Raw genomic sequence first — 23,686 nt, forward strand, 5'->3', positions numbered from 1 at the left:
TCGCCATCGTGTAAATGATCGTATCGGCTCAAGCATAGATTATATGCCGTAAATCCATGCTACCGACCGGACAACGAAATCGGTTTTAAACATTACTTTAACTGTTGGAATAGACTGCGATTTTGGATGGAGATGGTTTTAAACCTGCTTAACAATTCCCGGTATTGTGCGTTCACATCCATTCGCGGCATAACCGTCTCCGAAACACGAACCCAGTCCTTGTTCACTTGTGATAAATCCGAAAACAACCCCACGCCGACACCCGTCAGCATAGCCGCCCCCATTGTCTCCGTTTCAAGCTTTTCCGGAATATAGAGAGGTTTGCCCAGCATATCACTGATGATTTGCATCCACACTTGACTGCCGGCTCCTCCACCCCCTGCCATCAGGAACGGTGGGTCGATGTTCAATTCAGCCTTAAGAATTTCATGATTCTGGGCCAGCGCCAAGCCTACGCCTTCCAGAACGGCCCGCAGAAAGTGCCCTTTGCCGTGCTTCATCGTGAACCCCATAAAGCTTCCTGTGGCATGGGGGTCCCATATGGGCGATCGTTCTCCCGCCAAATAAGGCATATAAATCAGTCCTTCCGCTCCCGGCGCGATCGCCTGGGTCATCCGGTCCATTTTTTTATAGATATTGCCCGGTCCCTGATCTTCGCTGAAAAAAAGCTGCTTCGCCCATTTATAGGAGACGCCTGCGCTGTTGACCGGAGTCATAATCAAGCTGCTCGAAGCATCGTAATTCACGGTGTTCATAAAGCGGATGTCAAGCTCATTCGACTCGATACACAGGCGGCCCACGCTGCCCATGATTAAAGCTCCGGTATCCGGGCCGGTCCCCATCCCCGCCAGCGCCCCTACCGTATCCATCGCACCTGCAATGACCGGAGTGCCCGCCGGGAGTCCGGTGGCCCGCTCGCCTTCTTTATGAATCGTCCCGACCACTTCATGGGATGGATAAATGGGCGGGAGCGCCTCCGGAGATAGACCAAAAACATGGCAAAGCTCGGCATCCCAATTTTTTTCATGTATATTATAGAGCATGGTCGTCGTTGCCCGACTGTGATCGATGGAATAAACACCTGTCAGACGAAGAACAAGAAAGCCGGTCGGCACCAGAAAAAATTGGGCTTGCCGATACAGCGAAGGCCGATTCTCGCGTACCCATTGGAGCGAAGGACCCCAAAAAGCGCCGGACGATACACGGTTTCCCGTTTTCTGAAATACCCATTCCTGGCCGTATTCGCTTTTCATCGCTTCCGCCTGCCGAACCGCCCGCTGATCGAGCTGCATGATGGCTGGCAGAACCGCCTGCTGGTCGGCATTCAATAGAACCAGCGAATTGGAGCAAGTAATCCCGATACCGGCAACGGCTTTAAGATCCACTCCGTTTTGGGAACGAATCTCCTTCATGCAATCGCCTAATTGCTCCCACCAGATTTCTGGATCGATTTCGGCCCAACCGTTCTGCGGAAAGGATAAAGAGTATTCGCGATATGCCCTGGCAACCAATTGCCCATTCAATGTATACAACGCGACCTTTAAGCCTGTTGTTCCTACGTCGATGCCTACTAACAGGTTTTTCAATTCATTTCACCAACCAAAGATAAATTTCGGAACATGTCTTTATTGTTCTCATAAAGGCTTTTAAACATAGCATAATAGCCGCGATATCGCCGTTGATTTTGTTCGTTTGGCCTATACGTTCGGGTGATGCTGACGCCGGGAAGTTGACTCGCCTTAAGTCCCGTCACGGCCATTAATGCCAAATACGAGGATCCAAGCGACGCCGTTTCTATGTCGCCAAAAGCCACCTGAATCTCTTTTTCCAATATATCCGCCTTGATTTGCGACCATTCCTGATTCAGATAGCCTCCGCCCGTTCCATACAGATCGGTAACGCAGAGATTAACCTTCTCCAATTCTCCCAAAATGCTTTTCAATCCGTAAGCTGTTCCTTCCATGATCGCGCGAACCATATCTGCCCTTCCCGTCTGATAATGAAGGCCAAAGAACACGCCTTTGGCATAGCTATCCCACAGCGGAGCCCGCTCCCCGGCAAGATACGGAAGGTAGAGCAAGCCGTTGGAGCCGGGCGGCACTGCAGCGGCTAATTTCTCATATTCGCCATACATCTCCGGATGGCCCGGCGCCTCATCCACGTGATCTCTGAACCAGCGAAGCGACCCGCCCGAAGCGGACATGCTGCCTTTCAAAATCCATTTGCCGTCAACGCAGTGTCTTAACAAGGCCAGGTTCGGATGCGAAACCGGTTGGTCCAGGATCATGCCGATGCCCGACGACTGCCCCGACATTTCGAACGATTGATGGGCTTGATACAGCTTCAGTCCAAGCGGAGCCGCCGCACCGTCAATGGCCCCCGCGATCACGGGCGTACCCTCCGTAAGACCGAACAGTTCAGCGGCCCGTCTGGATATACCGCCTACAACCTCGGTACAATCGTATACGTTCGGCAGCTTCGAGCCGTCGATCCCCAGCTCCTTCATCAGGGATGCTTCCCATTCGCCCCGGTGAATATGATAGAACTGCGTTAAAGCGGCATGCGACACATCCATGGAATATTGACCGGTTAATTGAAAAACAATCCATCCGTTCGCTTGCAGATACCTGGCCGTCTTCCGGTATTTATCATGAGCGTGATTCATCTCCCAAAGCAGCTTGGGAAGCATGTAATACGGATCGATGCGATTACCGGAAACCGCTCTGACCGCCGATTCGCCAACAGTGGAAGCAAGCATCCGGCACGCGTCCTCCGATCTGCGGTCCATCCAGATCATGGCCCTGCCAAGCGGCTGTCCCTCCGGATCCACTCCTAACAAGGACGGAGCCTGACCACTGACCGACACCGCTTTAATTAGCTTCGCGTCGATCTGCGCCAAGCCGATGACTTCCCGTATCGCCCGGCAGGCAGCCGACCACCATTCCCAAGGGTCTTGTTCGATCCACATCGGTTTGATCTGGTAACTGGAATATTCGATTCTTCGTTGCTGCAGGACACCCCAATCCCGATCAATTAACGTTGCCTTCACGCTAGTCGTTCCGAGATCGATTCCGAGATACGCGTCAATGAACGGCATGTACCGGCCTCTTCCCGTCGATAAAATGAACAATGTCCTGCATAATCATCGAGCTTTGATGATGAAGAATGTCATGGGAAGCCCCTCCGATGTGAGGCGTTACGATCACGTTGGACAGCTCAAGAAATGGATGGTTCCGGTTCATCGGCTCTTCTATCAGTACATCCAGGCCTGCGCCGGCGATGTTCTGTTCTTTTAAGCAATGATACAAGTCTTCCTCATTGACCAGAGCTCCCCTGGCCGTATTCACCAGATAAGCCGACGATTTCATGGCTCCCAGCGTTTCCTTGTTCATTAACCCTTTGGTATCCTTAGTCAACTTACAGTGCAGGCTGACAAAATCCACTTGCGCAAGCAGCGTAGGAAGATCTACCAGCTTGGCGGCTCCCGCCACATCTTCAGGGGTTAAATAAGGATCATACACCCATACGTCCATATCGAAGCCCAAAGCCCGCTTGGCCACCTTCCTTCCAATGGCGCCGAAGCCGATCAAGCCTAGCTTTTTCCCCTCCAGTTCCAGGCCGGCGAACCGTTTGTACGGCGTATTCCCCGCAGTATCCCAAGGGACGTCCTCCCAACGCCGTTCCCAGATGTACCGGTACGTCTGCGGAATAAACCGCGCAACGGATAACATGAGACCGATCGTTAAATCCGCTACAGCGCTTGCATTTCTGCCCGGAGTATTGGAGAGCATCACTCCGTATTTTTTCACCAAGGCTACATCGATATTTTCCATTCCGCCCCGGGTACAAGCGATGTATCGAAGCTGAGGAAGATTCTTCAATACATATTCATCGATATCCTCATACCCGATAATTAAAATTTCGCACGATTGGGCACGTTCCACCAGCTGCTTGGGCGTCAGCTTTACTCCCTCATACCCCCAGCCGCCGAAGGTGAGGGTAAGGAGCCCGGAAAGGCGATCAATGACATCCTCCGTTAACTGGGCGGTAACAAAAGCATTCATATGGTACCCTCCGTCTACTTCCAGGGATCAATCAACACCTTGATCCCCAGGTAGTTGTTTTTCATTTCAAAAGCTTGCTGCCAATCATCCAGCCTGACCACCCCGGAAATTAATTTCGTTACATCCATTTGTCCGGTGGCCAGCAATTGTAAAACCTCGGCGTGGATTTCCGGCGTAGACGCGGAGGAGCCGGTAAAATTAATTTCTTTATAGTGAATTTCATTCGGATCTATCGTGATTTCCGAACCATGGGGACAGCCTGCGAAAATGAGGAACGTTCCACCTTTTTTCACGTACGGCAGCGAATCTTCAATAATTTTGGGAATCCCGACGTCGATGATCACAACGTCCGCTCCTTCTCCGTCTGTGATGGACATCACTTCCTGCAGAGGATTGCTGTCCATCGGATTGACGGTATGCGTCGCGCCCATTTCTGCGGCCAGTGCTCGTTTTTCTTCCTGCGGCTCGATCACGATCAAGCGGGACGGCTTTTGCAAACGGGCCAATTGGGTATGGTACAGCCCGATAGGCCCGGCTCCCACGATGACCACAGTCTGACCTTCTTGAATGTTGCACCGTTTGATCCCGTGATATGCTGCCGCAATCGGTTCCGAAGCAGCGACCACTTCATCCGCAAGCCCTTCGGGCACCTTGATCACATTTCCCGCTTCGATCGCTATCGCAGGAATTTTGACATATTGAGAAAATCCTCCGTCCAGCTCATATCCGATCGTCACGCGGTTAACGCATATATTTTTTCTTCCCGATTGACAGATATAGCAGGTTCCGCAAGGAATCATAGGATAAATCGTTACCCGGTGGCCCACCTCAAACTGCTGAACACGGGCCCCCAGTTCGACAATCTCGCCAACCAGCTCGTGGCCGATAATACGAGGAGAAGGAATTTTCTTCGTCCCTTGATAAATGCGGTTATCCGTACCGCATACACCGGCATAACGAATTTTGACCAGCATTTCGTCTTCCGAAATGCGAGGGATTGCTTTTTCTTCCACCTTCAAATCTTTAGGACCGTAAAACGTAAGCGAACGCATCATACCTGCAGCCATTCTTAAACATCTCCTTAAATATAGTTAGCTTTGATCTGTGACAATACCGTTTCGGGTAACCGGCGGGCTTTGGCCCCCGATAAGAAATAAATCCTTGCGTTATCCTCCACTTCAAAAGCGGCCCCGACCGCCGCTTCCAACGTTTTTCCAACCGCCACAACCCCATGATTTTCCAACAAAACCGCTTGGCTTGAGGCAATACCTTCCGCCACCACCTCGCCCAGCTCGCGGGATGCAGGCATCCGGAACGGCGTCAATTGGACCATCCCCACCTTCGCTACCAGACTAGGCACATAGGGGGCCATGATATGTCCGGGCTCCATGGTGCATCCATACGCCACGGCATAAATCGAATGGGTATGGACAACTGCTGCAATATCAGGTCTTGCCTCATAGACGGCCAGATGCAATGGCAATTCCTTCGTAGGCTTTAATCCTTTTATGAGCTCGCCTTTGATCGTTGTTTTGCTGATGGACTCCGGGGTCAAATGCCCAAGCGACCAACCGCTGGGTGTCGAAAGAACTGTATCCGCTTCCATCCGGATCGAGATATTCCCTCCGCTGCCATTAATCAGGCCCCGGATATACATTTCTTTCCCCCATTTGACGATTTTCTGCCTGGCTTCTTCCTCATTCAAATGATACGTTGAGCTCATTAATCCACCGCCCCTTTCCTAATGTTTGGACATCACTCAAATTTGATTGTTTCAATCAATTTTTCTGATCATTTAATCACCACTTCATTTTGTATTTGAACCGAAAATAGAACAAAAACATTTTTTCCATCGCTTAATGACGATAATGATCCATTTCACCTAAAATTTATGATTTTTTTGATTAATTTACTCAAAAAAATGATAACTCCAATCAAAAAATTCGTCAATGCTTGATTTCATTTTTATTATTGTGATAATATCGAATCAAATGAGGGGTGTAATTATCAATGGCTATAGCACGTGAAGAAAAGATTCTGGAAATTCTGCAAAAAAACGGGACGGTTTCCGTGAATGAACTCATCGATATATTACAAGTTTCTCCGGCTACCGTCCGTCGTGATCTGGAGAGACTTGAGCAAAAAAACAAGCTCCGGCGGACTTATGGAGGAGCAATCGATATTCAATCCGTAGGCTACGAACCTTCATATAGTATGCGTGTAGGGGATTGCACTGTCGAAAAAAAAGCCATCGCGAAAGCAGTGACACAATTGATTCAGCCGCGTGAAATCGTGGCTTTGGACGCCGGGACAACAACCACTGAGGTAGCCAAGCTTTTAGTGAACATTCAACCCTTGACTGTCGTGACCCCATCGCTTACCATTGGTCAAATGTTTGGCGAAGCGGATCGTGAAGAAATAACCGTAATCTTGTCCGGGGGAATCCTGAGGAGTAAAACCCTTTCCCTGGTTGGGGATTTATGCGAAGAAGTGCTATTAAAATACCGCTGCGACAAAGCCATTATCGGATGCAACGCATTATCGCCGGAACTGGGGGCCATGAACACGAATTTGCTTGCACTGGGAGTGAAAAAATCGCTTGTCTCCATAAGCAAAAAGTTAATTGTGGTGGCCGATCATACCAAGATCGGACGTACGGCTCTGGCCACCTCTGCTTCAATTGAACAAATCGATACCCTGGTCACCGATTGGCAAACCCCTGCCCATCTGGTTGAGGAGTTTGTGAATAAAGGCATTCATGTCATCGTCGCCCAGCCATAATTCGGGGCCTGTGAACCTGATCGGAATCTCCGGTCGGGTTGTTTTAGGTTTCAGATACTGGGCCGGGAAATAAGTTTGAGCATGCGGAAAACGTCCGTAAAAATAAAAATACCGTCCCCGAGTGGTAATCAGGGACGTCTGTGCACTTGCTGTTTCGTCTTTCCTTCCGCCATTACACTCTATCAACCACAGTAATGCGCTCCGCCGCCAGAATTCTCGGCTGAGCTTTAGGAATTTGAGCCGGGTATCCGATGTGCAGATTGCCCAGCACCTTTTCTCCAGGCAAAATCCCCATCGTCTCGCGAAATACGGGGTGATGCAGCCAGCCGTATGTCTCCCATACCATGCCGATTCCCCGTTCCCAAGCCAGCAGGCTGAGGTTGTGAATAATACAGCTGGTCGAAGCGTAGTCTTCTTCCCTGACGACCAGATTCGGATCTTCCTTCATAATGACGGCCATGATCATCGGGATAGCCATGATTTTATTGTAAAACTTCTGACCGACCTCTTTTTTCAGGGCCGGGTCGGGCTCCCTGCTTTCCTTCATCGTCCGGACCGCTTCGGCCATCTTCCTGCGGCCCTCGCCGTAGGTCAGTATAAACCGCCAAGGCTGGGTCATATGATAATTGGGTACCCAGACGGCAGTGTCCATGAGCTCCATAATAAGCTCGGGCGGGACTTCCCGGTGTTCAAAAGCATGAATGGAACGGCGTTCCCTGATTAATCGCGCGAGCTCCATGAGTCCGCGACCTCCCTTCAAATGATAAATGGTTAAAGTTTGCCTCCAGGCTCCCCGCTCTCCGCTAAAGCGAACCGCAGCGCCCTATTGATCAGAGGCAGCAGTATGGTAATGTGCCCCTCGTCCTCCAGCTCCATGAATTGGAGCCGAATTCCCCGTCCAGAAAGAGGCTCTACCGTTTGAAACAGCTCCCTGGCATCCTGGATCATAAACGGCTTCTCCTTGCCGCCCACGGCCATCAACACCGCTGCCGGCAGGGCCTTGTCCTCCTGTCTTTCCGCCAAACGGCGTGCGGCGTCCAGCAGATACCGGTTGTTCCACCAGATGGACGGGCTGCCCGCCACATAGGTTTGGAACGTTTCCGGCCGGTTCAGCCACACATCCAGTGTAAAAAGCCCGCCAAGCGAATGGCCGAACAGGGTTTGCCGGTTCCTGTCAATCGGAAAGTCCCGTTCGATCGCCGGCTTCAGCTCATCCTCAATGAAAGACAGGAACGCATCGGCTCCTCCGGTTTCGGGCCAAGGGGACCCGTCGGGTCTGACCGGCAGCTTGGCGGAGGCGGGCTTCGTGTAATCGTAAAATCTTCTTGTTGAATCCAGCGGCTCATCCGTCGGATAGCCAATCCCGACAATGACGGCAGGGCCGAACCCGTGCGGCTTGCGGGATTGCAGCCTGACCGCTTCAGCCATCGTTCCGAATACGGCATTGGCGTCCAGCACGTAGATGACGGGAAACCCCTCGGGAGGCGCCTCATGCGCCGGTTTGAACACAAAAATCCGGTACTCCCGGTTCCCGTTCCGCGAATACATGACTCTCGCTTCCGAATGGACGATGGCATACGGCGGAACGGGTTCTAAAGCTGCTTTTTTATACGGCATGAAACAACCACCTCAACGCACTTGGAAATCTCCTGCAAAAATAGGAGTGTTCGTGTACAGCTCCTTCTTCTGTCACCAGCGTCAATCGTTCTTCGGAAAAGCCCTTTTGTCTCAAGATCGCATGCGCTTGTCCGGTTAGTGGAACCATGTCCTTTTGAACGGTCTGCTTGCCGACCCCTTCCAGGCTTCCTACATCCATATAGATTTTCATTTTGCCGTGGTCCATCGCATGCGTTCGCATATAGTCTGCAAACCCTTCGAACCAGTACGAGCCGGAGATGGAACCGATTTTGCCGAACACGCCGGGGTACAGGTAAGCCGCATACATCGAGATCAGCCCGCCGAGCGATTTGCCTATGACGGCTGTATGCTCCGGGTCCGTGGCTGTTCTGTGCGAGGCGTCCATGTATGGCTTCAGCTTGTTGGCGAGAAAAGAGAGGTACTCGCCGCCCTTCCCGCCGAAATCGCCGTAATTGTATGGTGTGGAAAGGGCCTTCGCAAACCAGGGCGTATATTCGTCCATCCGGTTTTTGGATTCCACCCCGACCAGGATCACCTCCAACAGCGACCCATCCGCAAACATGCGTTCCAGCTCATAGAGGGCTTCACTCTTGGCCGGATCAAACACATCGCCGAGATCATGCACATAGACTACGGGATACTTTTTCGAGTCCGTTTCATAGGTTTGGGGAAGGTAGATCAGGAGTTCCCTGCCCTCGAATTTTTCCCGAACGATCTTGCCCTTCATTGCCCGCTCTCCCTTCTTTATATCCTAGGCTTTGGCTTTAAACAGCAAGTAGACGAAATACGGGACGCCAACTATCGAAATCACAATGCCCACAGGCAGCTCGGCAGGCGAGAACACGGTTTTGGCAATCAGGTCGGAGACAATGACCATCATCATCCCGATCAGTCCGCAGACGGACATCACCCGCCGATGGCGCAGACCGACAAGACGCTTCGCAATATGCGGGGCGAGCAATCCGACAAAGCCGATGCTGCCCGACACGGACACGCAGGCACTCACCAGTCCGATGCTGCTCAGCAAAAACAAGCTTTTCTCTCTTTCCACGCGAACGCCGAGACCTTTAACCGAGCTTTCTTCCAGCTGAAACACATCGAGCAGAGGCGCCCTGCGCATGAGAACGGGCACTAGCACGATAAACCACGGCAGCATGGATGCGATATAGACCCAGTTGGCATTCCAAATGCTTCCCGTCAGCCAGACGGTTGCCATTTCAAAATCTTTGGCGTTCATTTGCAGGGAAAGGAACATGGTGAACGCGCCGAAACCGGAACCGATCGCAATCCCTGTCAAAACTAAACGCTGCGGATCGAGTCGTCCGTTCTGCCAGGCAAAGAAATAGATAAGTGCGGCGGCGGCCAAACCTCCGATAAGACCGAAGAGCGGCATCATCATAATGGCTGTCCATCCGGTACGGATGACATTCCCTTGAAAGAAAAACATAAATAATACGATCGCCGCACCGGCACCTGCATTGATGCCGAGAATCCCCGGATCCGCAAGGCCGTTCCGGGTCACGCCTTGAATCACCGCGCCTGCGATACCGAGGCCGAAACCGACCAACGCCGCAATGACGATGCGCGGCAGACGAAACTCAAACAGTACCATATCGTGATCCGGCTGCGGGTGAATACGGAGCAGCGTACGCAGCACTTCAGAGACCGTCATGTCAAATTCGCCGTTGGTCAGATGGATGTATACCGCCGCCGCGATGACGACGAAGCAGCCAAGCTGTACATGCCACAAGGGCCTTTCTGAGCCTTTACGCATGCTTGCCGCCTCCTCTCTTGCGAATCAAATAGAGGAAGAAGGGCACGCCGAAAAGTGCGGTTAGCACCCCGATAGGCGTCTCGAATGGATAGTTGAGAAACCGGCTGAGAATGTCGCACAGCCCCAGAAAAAGTCCGCCCAGCACCCCCGCACACGGAATGATGCGACGATAATCGACGCCGACAAAAAATCGGGCGATATGCGGAATCAGCAGCCCGACAAAGCCGATTTTGCCGGCCAAAGCGACGGAAATTCCCGTCAGAATGACGACAGCTCCTGTAGCGGCCGCTTTCACAAGCAGAGTACGCTGGCCCAAACCGACGGACACTTCCTCGCCTAGCGATAAAATCGTGACCGACGGGGAAATGCACAACGCCATGACGATGCCGACAACAGCAAACGGGATGGCAAGCTTGATCAGTGTCGGATCGAGCTGGTAAAGCCTTGCGTTATACCAGAAGCTGATATTTTGCGAAACTTGAAAGTACGTCGCTACCGCCGCGGAAACACTGCTCAGAAACGTTCCGATAATCGTCCCGATAATCGCCATTCGAACCGGGGACAAACCGCCGGGCAGCAGCGATGCAATGCCGAAAACGATCCCGACGCCCAAAGCGGAGCCGATTAAAGAGCATACGATCAACTCCATTGACGAGGCCTCCGGCAGCAGCACCATTCCCAGTGTAATAGCGAACGCCGAGCCGTCCGTAACCCCCATAATAGAGGGGGATGCCAAGTAATTCCTTGTCATCCCCTGCATAATGGCCCCGGATATGGCGAGGAAGGCTCCGATAAGTAGTGCCCCGGCAGCCCGGGGAACCCTGGAATGCATAATAATCTGATGGTCCACATTTCCCTTATCGAAATGAAAGAACGCGTTCCACACCGTGCTGACATCCATCGATTTTGCCCCGTAGCGTATGGATAAGAGCATGATGAGCATGATCATAACGGGGGCAATGCCGAGCAAAAACGCGGTGTAAGAAATCCTAAGCCTCATACGTCAACCGAGCCCTCTCATTCGGACAGCTTCTGAACAGCTGCTTTCAGGAAATGGATTTTGCTCCAGGATGTGCCCCCTTGTGCGAGCGGATCCACGACATTGACGAACACCTTATTGTTTTTCACCGCGTTGATGCTTCCCCAGATCGGGTTGTTTTGCAGCTCCTGCAGCGATTTCAAATGATCCTTGTTCTCGTCCTCGGAGAATTGAAGGAAGATCGCATCGGGGTTCATGGCGCTGAACTGTTCTAAAGAAATGGTTTGCTGCGCTTTGGCTGCCTTGACCTCATCCGGCACGTCCATTCCAAGCTCTCCATAAATCGTCGGGTTGAAGAAAACGTCAGCCGGATAAATATTCAGGGCTCCGTTGCGAATCCGGACCGTCACGACTTTCTTCCCTTTCCACTTCTCGCCCAGCTGCTTTTTCGCCGCTTCGACATCGTCCTTATACTGCTTCAGCACTTTCTCGGCTTCCGCTTGCTTGCCGGTCAGCTCGCCCATCAGACGCAGATTCGCTTCCCAGTTGGTAGCAATATGGGATACCTGAATCGTCGGAGCGATTTTCGCCAGCTTCTCCACCACCTCCGGCTGGAATTTAGTTGTGCCGAGAATGACATCCGGCTTCAGCTTCAGAATCGTTTCCATGTTCGGCTGCGTTTTCTCGCCGATCGATTGCGAAGACCCGGTAATCGGCTTAAACAGGTCGGGGAACTTGCCGCCGACCGTTATAGCGCCGATCGGTTCAACCCCCAGCACAAGGGCGTCCTCCATCGCTTCCAGAGCGCCCGTTATGACGATTTTGCCGGAGGGCACGGTGACCGTATATTGCTTGTCCAAATAAGTGATTGTTTTCGTTTGACCCGCAATTGGCGGTTCCTTCGGTTTCTCGGCAGTGCTTTCCGATGTTTTATTCCCCGAAGGGGCGCCGCCCGTCGCCGGCGCTGCTTGGTTTGCGCATGCGGCTAAAACCAAGATGAGTAATACGATGAAGCTAAAGCTTACAAACTTCGTTTTCATGATGCTGATGTCTCCTCCCAAGCTTCTTCGATTCAATTGATAACAATTCTCATTTGCAATTATAAAACATCGCCTTGGCCTGAACCATGGACGAAATCCTGAATTAACATGGACGATTTCCTGTTAGCAGCCTGAGCGTCTCGTCCACAAGACGGTCGTGCGAGGAAGCTGAATATTCACGCCAAGGATCGGAAGAGATGACATAGACCTGATTGCGGCTTACAGCCTTTAAGCTTTGCCACGACGGAGAGAGCTGCAGCGATTCCCAATGCAGGAGCGATTCCGTCTCCTGGCATACGTTTACGAGGATATGGTCCGCATCGTAAACGTGCAGCCGCTCCGGGGTTACCGGTTCTCCAGTAAAAACTTGATCGATCGCATGCGCGGGAGTCAGCTGGAGATCCCCGTAGAATACCTCGATGATGCTCCGGTTGGCATAAACCTGACAGCGGTCCTTGTATATGCTCAGCGTCAGGAACGTCTCGTTCTTCGTTTTGTGCTTCAGACGCTCCCGTACGGCTTTGACTTTCCGGTCATAATTGTTAAGCCACAGCTCCGCTTCCTTGGGGATATCGAGATATTCGGCGGTCAGCCTCAACTGCTCCCGCCAGTCGGTATGCTTCCGCGGGATATAATATACGGGAGCCGCCTGTTCGAGCATCTCCTTCTCCCCGTCCTGCAGTTCGTCGGTACTGATGATCGTATCGGGGCGCACCTGAAACAGCGTTTCAATATTGGATTTCCAGTGCTCGTTATGGCGGTACGCACTAAGATGGACCGGTATATCCGAACGGTATGTTCGGTAATAATACGCTGTCCACTTGGGGTTAAGAGGAGCGGCGTAAGGGATCATATGGAGCGCGAGCAGGTGCCCGGTCACCCCGGCGCCGTATGCAGCGATCTTGCGGCGGCGTTTCGACATGTAGGTCGTCGGCGGGCAGCCCGTCTCCTTTTTGAATTTGCGGCTAAAATAAAATTCATCGTTATAGCCGACTTGATGGGCGATATCCTTCAGCCTCGCGTTGGATCTTGCCATCAGCTGCTTCGCCTTGTTCATCCGCAGGGCGGTCAAATAATCGACGGCGCTGATGCCGTACAATTTTTTAAACAGGTCCACAAAATACTTAGGGCTTATATCCGCCAGACGGGCCAGCTGCTCGATCGAAAGATTTTGCTGGTAATGGCTGTCCATGTACGCTTTCGCGCGCTCCAGCGCCGAATGCGAATCTTCGGCCGAGTGGCGTCTGTTCTCCAAGATAGAGTACAGCAGTTCCTGGAACACAAGCTGCCCGCGGAAACGCTCCAGGCTGTCACGACTCTGCCTGTGCAGATAGGCGGTATGACACAATGCGGCCAAACGAGCCCCGGATGGAACCGGGATTTCGCCACGCTCCGGGAAGAAGCCGGCTCCGCCGCTGCAGCGTACGGCATCGCGATTTGAACCGGCTATACGGTAAAGCTCGTAGCGAAGCAGAAACAATCCAAGCCCATCCTCGGACTCCGCCGCAGCCCCGAACGTCTCTCCCGGAGGACAAACATAAACCGCATCCTGCCTCAGCCGATAATGTTGGCTGCCGATCGATAACCGTCCTTGCCCTAACGTGGCAACGATTAAGACATATGATTCGGTGAACCGCTGTTCCATCCTCCATTCGCAGCCGCCTTTCATCAAATCGATGTCCAGAAGATGAACCATCAAACCCTCCGCCTCATGAGCCCACGGTCCTGTATTTTCCGTCCGGATCGAATTCATCGGCCTTCACCTTCTCCTTTAAACCGAATCATGCTGACAAATAGGTTTGTCCACCTTGTTCACTTGGTACGCTTTGTCCGCTTATGGAATCGGATTCGATCATTTCATCAATTGATAATGGTTATCATTATCAATTATGAATTATAGCAATATGACTTCGGGTTGACAACTGCAATTTATGGGCGGCAGCAATCGGCCTTGCTTCTGTCGGCCTCCAGATCATGAACCGCTGCTCAACCTACCGCAAATGATGCTCTACCGACAGCCTTTAGGAATCGGATTTTCCCGGTCCCTATACTCCGTTCTTTTCGGCCAGCCGCATTTTTTCCCCATTTTTGATCAGCTGTATTGGATTGGCTCCGGATCTATGTCTCCATATCAAAACAGGGTGTCCCTCAGGCCGGATTCGACCTGTCGGAGCACCCTCATTGAAGTCAGAACTACCCTGAAATTTATGAATAAGCCTTCAATACCTCCTGCAGCCGGAAGGCGACCGTCATTTTTCCTTCCACCTTTAGATCCCCCGACATATACGCGGCTGCCGCGTTCAGTTGACGGTTCATCAGCTTGCGGAGCGTCGCCTCCGTCATCGTCAGCTTGCAATCCGCAGGATCCGGCGCCCCCTCCTTGAGGCTCACCTGTCCTCCATGAAAGCGTACCTGCAGCACATTGTCATCTGCCAGATGAAATTGATATACCGCATTCAGCGACCGGATCGCCTCGGGGCTGCCGTTCATTCGATCCACAAGTCGCTGAAGCTCATCCCGAATGGCCATAGCTCACCTCGAAGATCAATGGATTCAAGTGGCGGAACACCAAATGAAACGTACCGTCACCCGTTCCGGCTGGCTCTCTTCCAAGACACCGCCGGGCATTTCAGAACATATCCGGTGCCGCCTCCGGTCAAGCCTTTTCCGCCGGCAAGCTTGCTCGTTGTTCCCCATCGAAATCGTTTCAGATCAGCTTTCCACCGTATCGTCATCCGTCTTCTCCGCTTCTTCTTCCTCAAGCTTCCTGCGCAGCACCTTGCCCACCAGAGACTTGGGCAGCGTTTCGCGGAATTCATAAACATGCGGTACCTTATATGCTGCGAGTCTTTGCCGGCACCAGAGGTTCAATTCTTCCGCACCTGCCTCACTGTTTTTTTTCATCACCAAATAGGCTTTTACCGTCTCCCCGCGATAAGGGTCGCTCACTCCTGCCACCACAGCCTCCTCAACCTCAGGATGTTCATAAAGCACTTCCTCGACTTCCCGTGGATAAACGTTGTAGCCGCCGGCAATGATCAAATCTTTCTTTCGGTCCAAAATGGTAAAAAAACCATCCTCATCCATCTTCGCCATGTCCCCGGTGTACAGCCAGCCATCCCGCAAAGCGGCTGCCGTATCCTCCGGACGATTCCAGTAGCCTTTCATAACCTGAGGGCCGCGAACAATCAGCTCGCCGATTTCCCCCGCCGGCAGCTCCGTATCGTGATCGGGATCGACGATCCGGGCCTCCGTGTCGGGTAACGGAATGCCGATCGATCCGATTTTACGTTTCTCCCATATATTGTTCGCATGAGTGACCGGCGACGCCTCTGTTAAGCCATAGCCTTCGACCAGTCTGGCGCCCGTCATGGCTTCAAACTTCTGCTGAATCTCCGCCGGAAGAGGAGCCGCGCCGCTGACACACACCTCCAGAGAAGACAATGTACTGCCGGTTAGCGCATGACGGATCAAACCCGCATACATCGTCGGGGCGCCCGGGAAGATCGTCGGCTTCACCCGTCGTACGGTCTCGACCAGCAGGGCGATCTCAAATCGCGGCAGCAGAGCCATCGTTCCAGCCAAATAGACCGATTTGTTCAACAGCACCGTTAAGCCGAAAACATGGAAAAAAGGCAATGCAGATAAATAAACCTCGCCTGCCTGCTTTGAACGGTAAGACCAGAGCCGGTTTTGAATCGTATTGGCGACCAGATTATAATGCGTAAGCATCACGCCTTTGGCCCGCCCTGTCGTCCCGCCCGTGTACTGAATCAGTGCGAGATCATTCTCCGCATCCAGCTTGACGCCGCACGGCTCCGGGGATGCCCGGCGCAGCAGCTTGACGAACGAATATACGCCTTCCCCATAAATAACATCCCGTTTCATCTTCTTCAGTTTGGCAAATAGGGGATACAGCCAATTTTGCGGTATCGGCAAATAGTCCTTGATAGACGTAACGATGATCTGCCGGATTTCCGCCTTCTCCTTTACCTGGTAAACCCGGTCGAAAAGCAAATCCAAAGTTACGATCACGGTCGCCCCCGAATCCTTGAGCTGGTACTCCAGCTCCCGCGGCGTATACATCGGATTCGTCATCACTACCACTCCGCCCATCAGCAGTGTGCCATAATAAGCGATCACGGTTTGCGGGCAATTGGGCAGCATGATCGCTACGCGATTGCCCTTTCTGACGCCGAGGCGGATCAGCGTATTCGCAAACCGGTAGGCTGAATCGAGCAGCTCCCGGTAAGATATTTTTTTACCCAAAAAATCTAAAGCGATATGCTTCGGATAGGTCTGGGCGGATTCCTTCAAGAAATGTGCCAAATTCTGCTTCGGATAATCAAAGGTCGGTGGCACCTCGGCAGGATAATGCTTGAGCCAAGGTTTGCTGGTCATTGAAACCACCTCCACATCGGGCTAGTCATGTCAAGCTGCGCTTGGTAAGCAAACCGCTTCCGGATCAACTAATGTTTTGCCAGGGTCGTCCGAAAACGTTTACATATTCCTGTAATGGATAATATATGATTCCGGCTAACCCGATATGACTTTCCTTCACCTTCCGTTGTCCTCAACAGGCCGCCTCTACGAGGATCTGCGGAAATATTCATTGTTGACGATCGGCGCGGAAAGCCATGAAACGCGAAAAAGCGCCCTTATCAGCGGAGAAACCGCCCGGCGCCCTCGATGATCATCCACTATACAGAAACGGTTCCCCCGTCGCGCAGCCTTCCGATCTTTAACCCCGGCCGCTTCCTCAGGTCGATAAACTGACCGGACCCATACACCAGGGGACGACAAGGATCCGCTTCATGAACCATGACTACCGTTGCTTGCGTTCCATCAGACAAGTCTACACGGCTTCCAATCGTACATTCGGTCACATGCCGGACAAAGCAGCGGACAATACCCGGATCCAGCATACCATAAGCATGATCGGCGATGCTTTGAAGCACATCAAATAAAGGCAAAGCATTTCGGTACGCCCTCTTAGAGGACATTGCATGAAACACGTCGGCCACAGCCACGATTTTGCTAACCTTTTCAATGCGGTTTCCCGGTAACCCCGCAGGGTAGCCGCTGCCATCCTCCCGTTCATGGTGCTGCAGCGCGGCCAAAGCAATCACCGGATCCAGCCCCGGTTCGCGAACGAGGAGATCATAACCGTACCGGGCGTGGCGCTTGACTTCACAGAACTCCTGTTCATCCAATTGGCCCGGCTTTTGAAGGATCGATTGCGGAACGAACAGCTTGCCCACATCGTGAAGAAGGCCGGCCAAGGTGATTCGAACCCGTTCATTTACGGACAGGCCGAGCCATTTGGCCAGCAATCCCGCCATCACGCCGACTCCGACACTGTGCTTGTACGTATCTTCATCCTGCTTCTCCAGCGTCAACAAAATGCGATACGTATCCGAACGGCCCGAAATACGCATGATGGCCGGCAGAACCGTACGGCATACCTTGTCGACAGGAACCCTTCCGGCGGCGCGGATATCCGCAAACATCTCCTTCATCTCACGGATAGCAAGCCGTACAAGCTGCTCAGGCTCAAATTCCGGGAGAATCACATCCGTACTGTCAAGTTTAAGACCGTGCTCTTGAAGCGATTTAAGGCTTTCCGTTGTAAGAATGGAGGAAGCTGGCAGAATTAATAGTCCATTTCGATTATATATATTTTTATTCAACCTCTTGCCCAGAAGATGCGATTTTTCTATCAACTGGCGTAAACCTTTATCGTCCGTCATCACGCCAATTTACCGTTGGTCTGTTGATTTTGAATGCCTCTGGCGGAATATACGCGGCTTTTTACCCATTCCATATCGATCGTCTGATTCTCGATGTGCTCCAGAATTTCGATGCAGTAATTTTCGATGCATACCCTGCCGGAGCTCATGCTCTTCAGAATAATTTTCGTCTTGGACCTTAAAACCGACGGAGCCCCCGTCTGACCGCCGACCATCATGGCGGAAATCATGCCGTCCGCCTCCAAACGGGAGCCTCGGCATACGGCATCTTTGTCATAAAATACAATATTGGCCGCTGAGTACAGGTCGCTTTGCAGCACCCCTTCTTTTCGGATCAAAATGTCGCCGTTGGATTTGAGCGTGGATAAATGGCACTGCCCGATATCGATCCGTACTTTGGCTTCTTGCATGCTGCCGACATGCTGGACCGTCTCCCTGAGAGAATTCAAAATGCCGAGAATCGTTCCGTGAGAAATCAATTGCGGCATCCGGGAGAGCTGAAGGAACCGTTCCAGCATGTCTTTAAGATTCAGCCAAGCCGTCTTGTCTCGGGACCGGATATTAATAATCACCGATAACGCTTCTTTGGCCAGTTTATAAATATCTTTAAACTTGTTTTCCACGAGCAGTAAAATAATTTGTCCGTAATGGGGCTTCTGCCCCTTCTTTTCCACCATCTCGAAAAGAAGCTTCGCTGCTTCAAGCAGCTGTTCGAATTGGGACATTAACAATTTGGAATTGTTGTAAAGCCGGTTATACAACACCCCGAAATAACCGGAGTACAGATTGCTTTTGATCGCATTGCCTTGAATGTAAATGCTGCCGGTTGCCGTGACGGTAGCGTTGTAGACACTGCCTGAGATATACACATTGCCAAGCGACTCGACGATCATGCTTTCCATCACGTTTCCATAAATGATAATGTCGCCGGAAAAAACAATATGTCCCGTTTCAATATTGACATCGCCGGGTACGATATAAGCCTTCGTAATATCAAAAAACTTCGTTTGGTTGCCGGTGATGCGCGGTCTTCCTTCTCTAAGAGCGATAACGAAGCCGTCCTCCCGGATTTGCACCCCGTCTTTGGCTACAATAACAATATCCTTCGGTTCTTTTGGCCGAATGAAATTGCCATATACGTCGTAGCCGACGGTCCCTTCTTCCGGCGGAATTTTTCGGGCGATCACATCTCCCGGAGTGACCGAAGGAATATTTAAATGATTTCTGTAATCGACCACGCCCCCGATTTCCACATACTGATTTTCCACCTGCTCTGTGAAAAAGAGCTGCAGCTCCGCATCCTTTCCGGGAACCGGAGGCTTTCCCCGCGCGATCAGAATCGGCTCGAATGTCGGATTAAGCACTTCCTCAAACACTGCCCCGATGTTCCGGTTTTTCGTGATCGACAAACGATCCAGCTCAAGAATAATATCGTTAAACTCCAGTTTGTTAAGAATAATCGATTGGTCTTCTTCCGCTCTGAGAACCAAATGGGCGGCAGGCTCGCACTCGCTGAGCTTCCATACATACCTGACGGGTGAATGCACAAGCAGGTAGGCTTGCATACGATCCTCGGATACCTGAATTTCAAACAATGGAGATTCCTCTACGGACCACTCCAGCTTGTCCTTGGATGTTACGGTTACCGTACCGGAGACCGCTTCTCCATTTACAGTCAGCTTGACCGGGGGTATAGCCTCAATGGTAAGGGGCGACATCTCGTCATCCGACGTATGTACAAAAATTTCATTTCCGCTTACACTAAACCAGCCTCGGTTCGTATTTTCTTTATGCCCGCCGAGAGCTTCCTCTTTGGAATAATCCGACAAACCGGCACCATTCGGCGCTGAATCCAACGCCAACGATTTTATCATTTTGACCAATTCCATTTCCGTAATAGAGTCGGACATCCGGACTACCTCCTTCCTCTGAATCAAGCGTTTTGCAGCTTAGAAAAAATGCACCTTCTCCAGCCGGGGAAAGGTGCATGAAAAATACGTTCCTTCCATTATCGGCGGCATGGCTGCCATAGCATAAAATACTTTAGGCCCATTGCTTTGCGTCCTTGCCTTTCGACAAGTTTGCCATTATCGTAATGAAATATTCCGTTTTATAATTAAATTATAATCAAGCAGATCGGCAAACGACAACACGATATAAGACAAAAGGACTAATCCATGCTTGTAGAAAGTATTTTATGTGTCATTTTTCGCTAATATTCGACAAAAAGGTTAAAACATTGCATTATTTACACCCGTTTTTACATATTGTTACAGATCTAATCGCGCCAAAGCTCGGTAATCGGAACACCCAGTGCATCCGCAATACATTGTATGGTATATTTATGCGGGTTTGTAATTTTTCCGTTTCTCATTTTGGAGATCGTGCCCATGGACAGTCCGGTCAGCTCAGAAAGCCTGGTTGCCGTCATACGGCGTTCCGCCATCAGCATGCGCAGCGTAACAGCTATTCCCGACGGTTCCCGTGTTTGCCCGTTTGCCAGGCATTTGCCGACAAAGGCAATTCGGGTGACTTCCTGCCTGCCGTTTAACAGAGGTTGAAAGCGAAATTCCATATCTGCCTGTCGATGGTTATGTACCCACTCCAGCGCCATACTGAAGCCGGATGCGGACAATAAGGCCTGGCGGAGCGAGTGCCTTACCTGAAGCAAATGTTTGGATCCGACAAAAGAAAGAAACGGCTGCGCTAACAAATCTTTTCTCTGCAGATCCAGCAAGGGGCCGTGGAGCGAGCAATCGGTAAAGCGGAATTTCGTCGTCAGCGTTCCGCTTACCTCATACCCCGTACCCTGCCGTAAAATCCATTTTTTGTCGCTGACGTCTCTGACAACCATAATATAGTAATAGACCCCATCCATAACCGTTTCGCGTAAAGATAGCTCCACATCCACTTGATGCCCGTGTTTTACGGTCCATCTCTCTTCCGAAAACAGAACCTCATCATACTCAAAAAACTCCGGGCGCTTCAATACCCAATCCCTGTATTCAGCCGATAGAAAAGATAAGAAGGATGCCTGCCCCAGCTCTTCTTTTGTATAGCCGATGATCTGGAAAAAAGCCGGATTCGCCTCCTCGACCATGAATTGACGGCCATCCCATTTGCAAAGACAGATGCCAACCGCAGCCTTTTCAACCATCAAGCTTGCCCAACGATTCGGCATTGTGCTTTTCCAACCTTTCCTCTTTAAGAAAACAGTAATAAGCTATGATCCGTTGTATTCCCAAGCGGTCCCCATCTCCGCCCTCGGGCAGCTGCCTCGGTCTGCCTTCACTCAACCATGCCGTTACCGCGAGCACAAGCGCATCGACGATATCGTCCCGCGCCACCGCTTTGCGCGGATACCGCAGCATCAGCTCTTCGACAACCTCGTCGGCTTGTGCATACACGCCCCGCAGATGCGCCATACGCTCGTCAAAGCCCGCCTGGCTCTTCTTCCCGCTGCGCATCGGGCCGCCGAAAAGCTGTGCGAGGCAAAGCTCCGGATGCGACTCGCGAAACGTTAAGCGGGCCGCTTCATCCTGCCGGAGCAGCCGGTCCAGCATGCGAATCTTCGGGACAAGCGCCCAGGTTTGGCGCGATAATCCCCGACCGCTGAGCCTGCGCTGGAGCGCATTCGCCTGCGCATAATCCGTGGCACTCAGCACCTCGCGGACGGGCGCAGGGAATATGCTGGACGCCCGTCCGGGCTTCAGCAGCTGCCGCGCCAGCACATCGCAGCGTCGCGGCTCGCTGCCGTCGGCCAGACCGATCGGCATATCGATCAACAACAACGCTGCCTGCCGATACGCCGCCCATAGGCTTTCCAGGTCCTCGAACACCCCCGCCGTCCAGCTTCCGTCAATCGTAAGCTCCACCGTCAGCCAGCCCGCCGGGCAGCCGTCAATGCCTGCAAAGGAGCCGCCCTTCATGAGTTTTCCGGCTCCGCTTTGCCGGCACCCGGATTCAACTGCAAAAACCGCTCAGCCATAAACCTTGTCCCGCACTCCCGATCCCATTCGTCCGCGGCTTGCTTGTTTTCGTCCCGATCCGCCAATAAACAGGTATGCGCTTGCATAGTTGAACACGCCCTTTATCCCTTGGTCATTGTCTTTATTATACATCCTTTTGCATGGAACGGACATGCTGAGACAAGGACAAATAGCGCCTCGGCATCCGTACTGCTTTAAACGCAAAAAGCCGAGGATACATGGATTTCCATTCATCCTCGGCTTTTCATTCTTTCTTACTTCCCTAACTGGTGAATCGGATGGCCAAGCGCGCCTTCGGCAGCGTCCATGGTAATCTCGCCAAGCGTCGGGTGCGCATGGATCGTGAGCGCGATATCTTCAAGCGTGGCTCCCATCTCAATGGCCAGCGTCAGCTCGGCGATCAGGTTGGACGCTTCTGCACCGACGACAAACCCGCCAAGCAACAGTCCGCTGTCTTTGTCGCCGATCAGCTTCACGAAGCCGTCGGTGGCGTTCATCGATTGCGCGCGTCCGTTAGCTCCATACGGGAACTTGCCTACGACGACATTGATGCCCTTCTCTTTTGCTTCCGTCTCGCTGAGACCGACGCCCGCGATTTCCGGATCGGAGAATACGACGGCCGGAATGACTTTATAGTCCACTGCGCTGGGCAGACCTGCGATCGATTCCGCCGCCACTTTTGCTTCATAGGAAGCTTTATGCGCAAGCGCAGGACCCGGTACGATGTCGCCGATAGCATAAATGTGCGGCACGTTGGTCTGGCATTTTTCGTTCACCTTGATCAGGCCGCGCTCGCCAACCTCCACTCCGGCGAGTTCCAGGGACAGGTCGCCGTCCGTATTGGGACGACGGCCTACCGTAACAAGCACGTAGTCGGCCGTGATTTTCTTTTCCTCGCCTTTTACGGTGTAGGTCACTGTTACATCCTTGTCGGTTTGCTCGGAGCTCTGCGCCAACGCTTCCGTCACGATGTCTACATTCAGCTTTTTCAGGTTGCGCGCCACAAGCTGGGTAAGATCCTTCTCAAAGCCGGGAAGAATCGAATCCGATCCCTCCAGCACCGTAACCTTCGTACCGAATTTGGCATAGGTTTGACCAAGCTCGATTCCGATGTAGCCGCCGCCGATCACGACCATGCTCTTTGGAATTTCCTTTAAGGACAGCGCCTCTGTCGAGGAGATGATCCTGCCGCCGAAAGGAAACGCCTTGAGCTCGATCGGACGGGACCCCGTCGCAATGATGCAGTGGTTGAAACGGTACCGGGCCGTTTCGTTATCGTTAAACACGCGCGCCTCATGCTCGTTGATGAACAGCGCCTCGCCATGGAATACCTGTACTTTATTGCCCTTGAGCAGCATGCCGACGCCGCCGGATTGCTTTTTGACGATGCCGTTTTTCCACTCCTGGACTTTGTTAAAATCGATCGAGACATTCTCCGCCGAGATACCGACCGAAGCGGCATGGTTGACCAGCTCATATTGATGTGCCGCGGATATCAAGGCTTTGGACGGGATGCAGCCGCGGTTCAGGCAGACGCCTCCAAGCTCGGCCTTATCCACCACCAGCACGCTTTTGCCGAGCTGGGCGGCACGGATCGCGGCGACATACCCGCCGGGACCGGCTCCGATGACAAGCACATCGATTTCAACTGATGCGTCTCCAACTACCATA

Annotated in this window: 21 protein-coding genes and 1 riboswitch; of the genes, 1 reads left to right on the plus strand and 20 read right to left on the minus strand. The window is 52.2% G+C overall.

Annotated elements, in window-relative coordinates; translation table 11 throughout:
• Positions 1 to 92: 92 nt before the first annotated feature.
• Genes NR121_RS21465 through NR121_RS21485 form a run of 5 tightly spaced genes read right to left on the minus strand, consistent with a single transcriptional unit; the run spans position 93 to position 5,787 of the window.
• Positions 93 to 1,586, minus strand: coding sequence for a xylulokinase (locus NR121_RS21465; protein ID WP_256831911.1), 1,494 nt, complete (start codon positions 1,584 to 1,586; stop codon positions 93 to 95).
• Entirely contained in the window at positions 1,583 to 3,097 is a 1,515-nt protein-coding gene (locus NR121_RS21470) for a xylulokinase (protein WP_054819173.1), read from the minus strand. Before NR121_RS21470 ends, NR121_RS21465 begins: the two co-directional genes overlap by 4 nt.
• Complete coding sequence (locus NR121_RS21475; RefSeq protein WP_054819172.1) at positions 3,084 to 4,064, minus strand: NAD(P)-dependent oxidoreductase; 981 nt, start codon at positions 4,062 to 4,064, stop codon at positions 3,084 to 3,086. The genes NR121_RS21470 and NR121_RS21475 overlap by 14 nt, the downstream gene beginning before the upstream one ends.
• Before the next feature lie 14 nt (positions 4,065 to 4,078).
• Entirely contained in the window at positions 4,079 to 5,131 is a 1,053-nt protein-coding gene (locus tag NR121_RS21480; RefSeq protein ID WP_256831912.1) for an alcohol dehydrogenase catalytic domain-containing protein, read from the minus strand.
• A gap of 14 nt (positions 5,132 to 5,145) precedes the next feature.
• On the minus strand, positions 5,146 to 5,787 hold the full coding sequence (locus NR121_RS21485; RefSeq protein ID WP_054819169.1) for a class II aldolase/adducin family protein: 642 nt from the start codon (positions 5,785 to 5,787) through the stop codon (positions 5,146 to 5,148).
• A gap of 287 nt (positions 5,788 to 6,074) precedes the next feature.
• On the opposite strand from NR121_RS21485, the gene NR121_RS21490 reads away from it, so the two are divergent.
• On the plus strand, positions 6,075 to 6,845 hold the full coding sequence (locus tag NR121_RS21490; protein WP_074727203.1) for a DeoR/GlpR family DNA-binding transcription regulator: 771 nt from the start codon (positions 6,075 to 6,077) through the stop codon (positions 6,843 to 6,845).
• A gap of 172 nt (positions 6,846 to 7,017) precedes the next feature.
• On the opposite strand, the gene NR121_RS21495 is transcribed toward NR121_RS21490, so the two are convergent.
• From NR121_RS21495 to lpdA, 15 genes are all read right to left on the minus strand, one after another.
• On the minus strand, positions 7,018 to 7,584 hold the full coding sequence (locus tag NR121_RS21495; protein WP_054819167.1) for a nitroreductase family protein: 567 nt from the start codon (positions 7,582 to 7,584) through the stop codon (positions 7,018 to 7,020).
• 32 nt (positions 7,585 to 7,616) lie between these two features.
• Entirely contained in the window at positions 7,617 to 8,462 is an 846-nt protein-coding gene (locus NR121_RS21500) for an alpha/beta hydrolase (RefSeq protein WP_062409176.1), read from the minus strand.
• Positions 8,452 to 9,210: an alpha/beta hydrolase gene (locus NR121_RS21505; protein WP_256831913.1), complete on the minus strand. Its 759-nt coding sequence runs from the start codon at positions 9,208 to 9,210 to the stop codon at positions 8,452 to 8,454. Before NR121_RS21505 ends, NR121_RS21500 begins: the two co-directional genes overlap by 11 nt.
• A 24-nt stretch (positions 9,211 to 9,234) precedes the next feature.
• Positions 9,235 to 10,257, minus strand: a complete 1,023-nt coding sequence (locus tag NR121_RS21510; RefSeq protein ID WP_054819166.1) for a FecCD family ABC transporter permease — start codon at positions 10,255 to 10,257, stop codon at positions 9,235 to 9,237.
• On the minus strand, positions 10,250 to 11,257 hold the full coding sequence (locus tag NR121_RS21515) for a FecCD family ABC transporter permease (RefSeq protein ID WP_256831914.1): 1,008 nt from the start codon (positions 11,255 to 11,257) through the stop codon (positions 10,250 to 10,252). The genes NR121_RS21510 and NR121_RS21515 overlap by 8 nt, the downstream gene beginning before the upstream one ends.
• A gap of 17 nt (positions 11,258 to 11,274) precedes the next feature.
• A complete protein-coding gene (locus NR121_RS21520) occupies positions 11,275 to 12,279 on the minus strand; it encodes an ABC transporter substrate-binding protein (protein WP_375162533.1) in 1,005 nt (334 codons plus the stop codon).
• A 100-nt stretch (positions 12,280 to 12,379) separates the two neighbouring features.
• Positions 12,380 to 14,029, minus strand: a complete 1,650-nt coding sequence (locus tag NR121_RS21525) for an AraC family transcriptional regulator (protein ID WP_054819165.1) — start codon at positions 14,027 to 14,029, stop codon at positions 12,380 to 12,382.
• Between the two features lie 452 nt (positions 14,030 to 14,481).
• The gene (locus NR121_RS21530) at positions 14,482 to 14,805 is read right to left on the minus strand and encodes an SCP2 sterol-binding domain-containing protein (RefSeq protein WP_062409181.1); all 324 of its coding nucleotides are present in this window, start codon (positions 14,803 to 14,805) and stop codon (positions 14,482 to 14,484) included.
• 183 nt (positions 14,806 to 14,988) lie between these two features.
• Positions 14,989 to 16,677: a long-chain-fatty-acid--CoA ligase gene (locus tag NR121_RS21535; RefSeq protein ID WP_074727197.1), complete on the minus strand. Its 1,689-nt coding sequence runs from the start codon at positions 16,675 to 16,677 to the stop codon at positions 14,989 to 14,991.
• Positions 16,678 to 16,976: 299 nt separating this feature from the next.
• Entirely contained in the window at positions 16,977 to 17,966 is a 990-nt protein-coding gene (locus tag NR121_RS21540) for an HD-GYP domain-containing protein (protein ID WP_171005881.1), read from the minus strand.
• Between the two features lie 59 nt (positions 17,967 to 18,025).
• Positions 18,026 to 19,936 (minus strand): flagellar assembly protein A, encoded by a 1,911-nt coding sequence (locus tag NR121_RS21545; RefSeq protein ID WP_137670140.1) that lies wholly within the window; start codon positions 19,934 to 19,936, stop codon positions 18,026 to 18,028.
• A gap of 100 nt (positions 19,937 to 20,036) precedes the next feature.
• Positions 20,037 to 20,122: riboswitch (cyclic di-GMP riboswitch) on the minus strand.
• A 182-nt stretch (positions 20,123 to 20,304) separates the two neighbouring features.
• The gene (locus NR121_RS21550) at positions 20,305 to 21,207 is read right to left on the minus strand and encodes a helix-turn-helix domain-containing protein (RefSeq protein ID WP_062409185.1); all 903 of its coding nucleotides are present in this window, start codon (positions 21,205 to 21,207) and stop codon (positions 20,305 to 20,307) included.
• On the minus strand, positions 21,176 to 21,955 hold the full coding sequence (locus NR121_RS21555; protein WP_054819158.1) for a DUF429 domain-containing protein: 780 nt from the start codon (positions 21,953 to 21,955) through the stop codon (positions 21,176 to 21,178). Before NR121_RS21555 ends, NR121_RS21550 begins: the two co-directional genes overlap by 32 nt.
• A complete protein-coding gene (locus tag NR121_RS21560; RefSeq protein ID WP_160327383.1) occupies positions 21,952 to 22,101 on the minus strand; it encodes a hypothetical protein in 150 nt (49 codons plus the stop codon). Before NR121_RS21560 ends, NR121_RS21555 begins: the two co-directional genes overlap by 4 nt.
• A gap of 168 nt (positions 22,102 to 22,269) precedes the next feature.
• Entirely contained in the window at positions 22,270 to 23,685 is a 1,416-nt protein-coding gene (lpdA, locus tag NR121_RS21565) for a dihydrolipoyl dehydrogenase (RefSeq protein ID WP_054819157.1), read from the minus strand.
• Position 23,686: the final 1 nt, after the last annotated feature.

It is taken from the genome of Paenibacillus sp. Pae15 (assembly GCF_024519685.1).
GTDB classification, from domain to species: domain Bacteria; phylum Bacillota; class Bacilli; order Paenibacillales; family NBRC-103111; genus Paenibacillus_G; species Paenibacillus_G naphthalenovorans.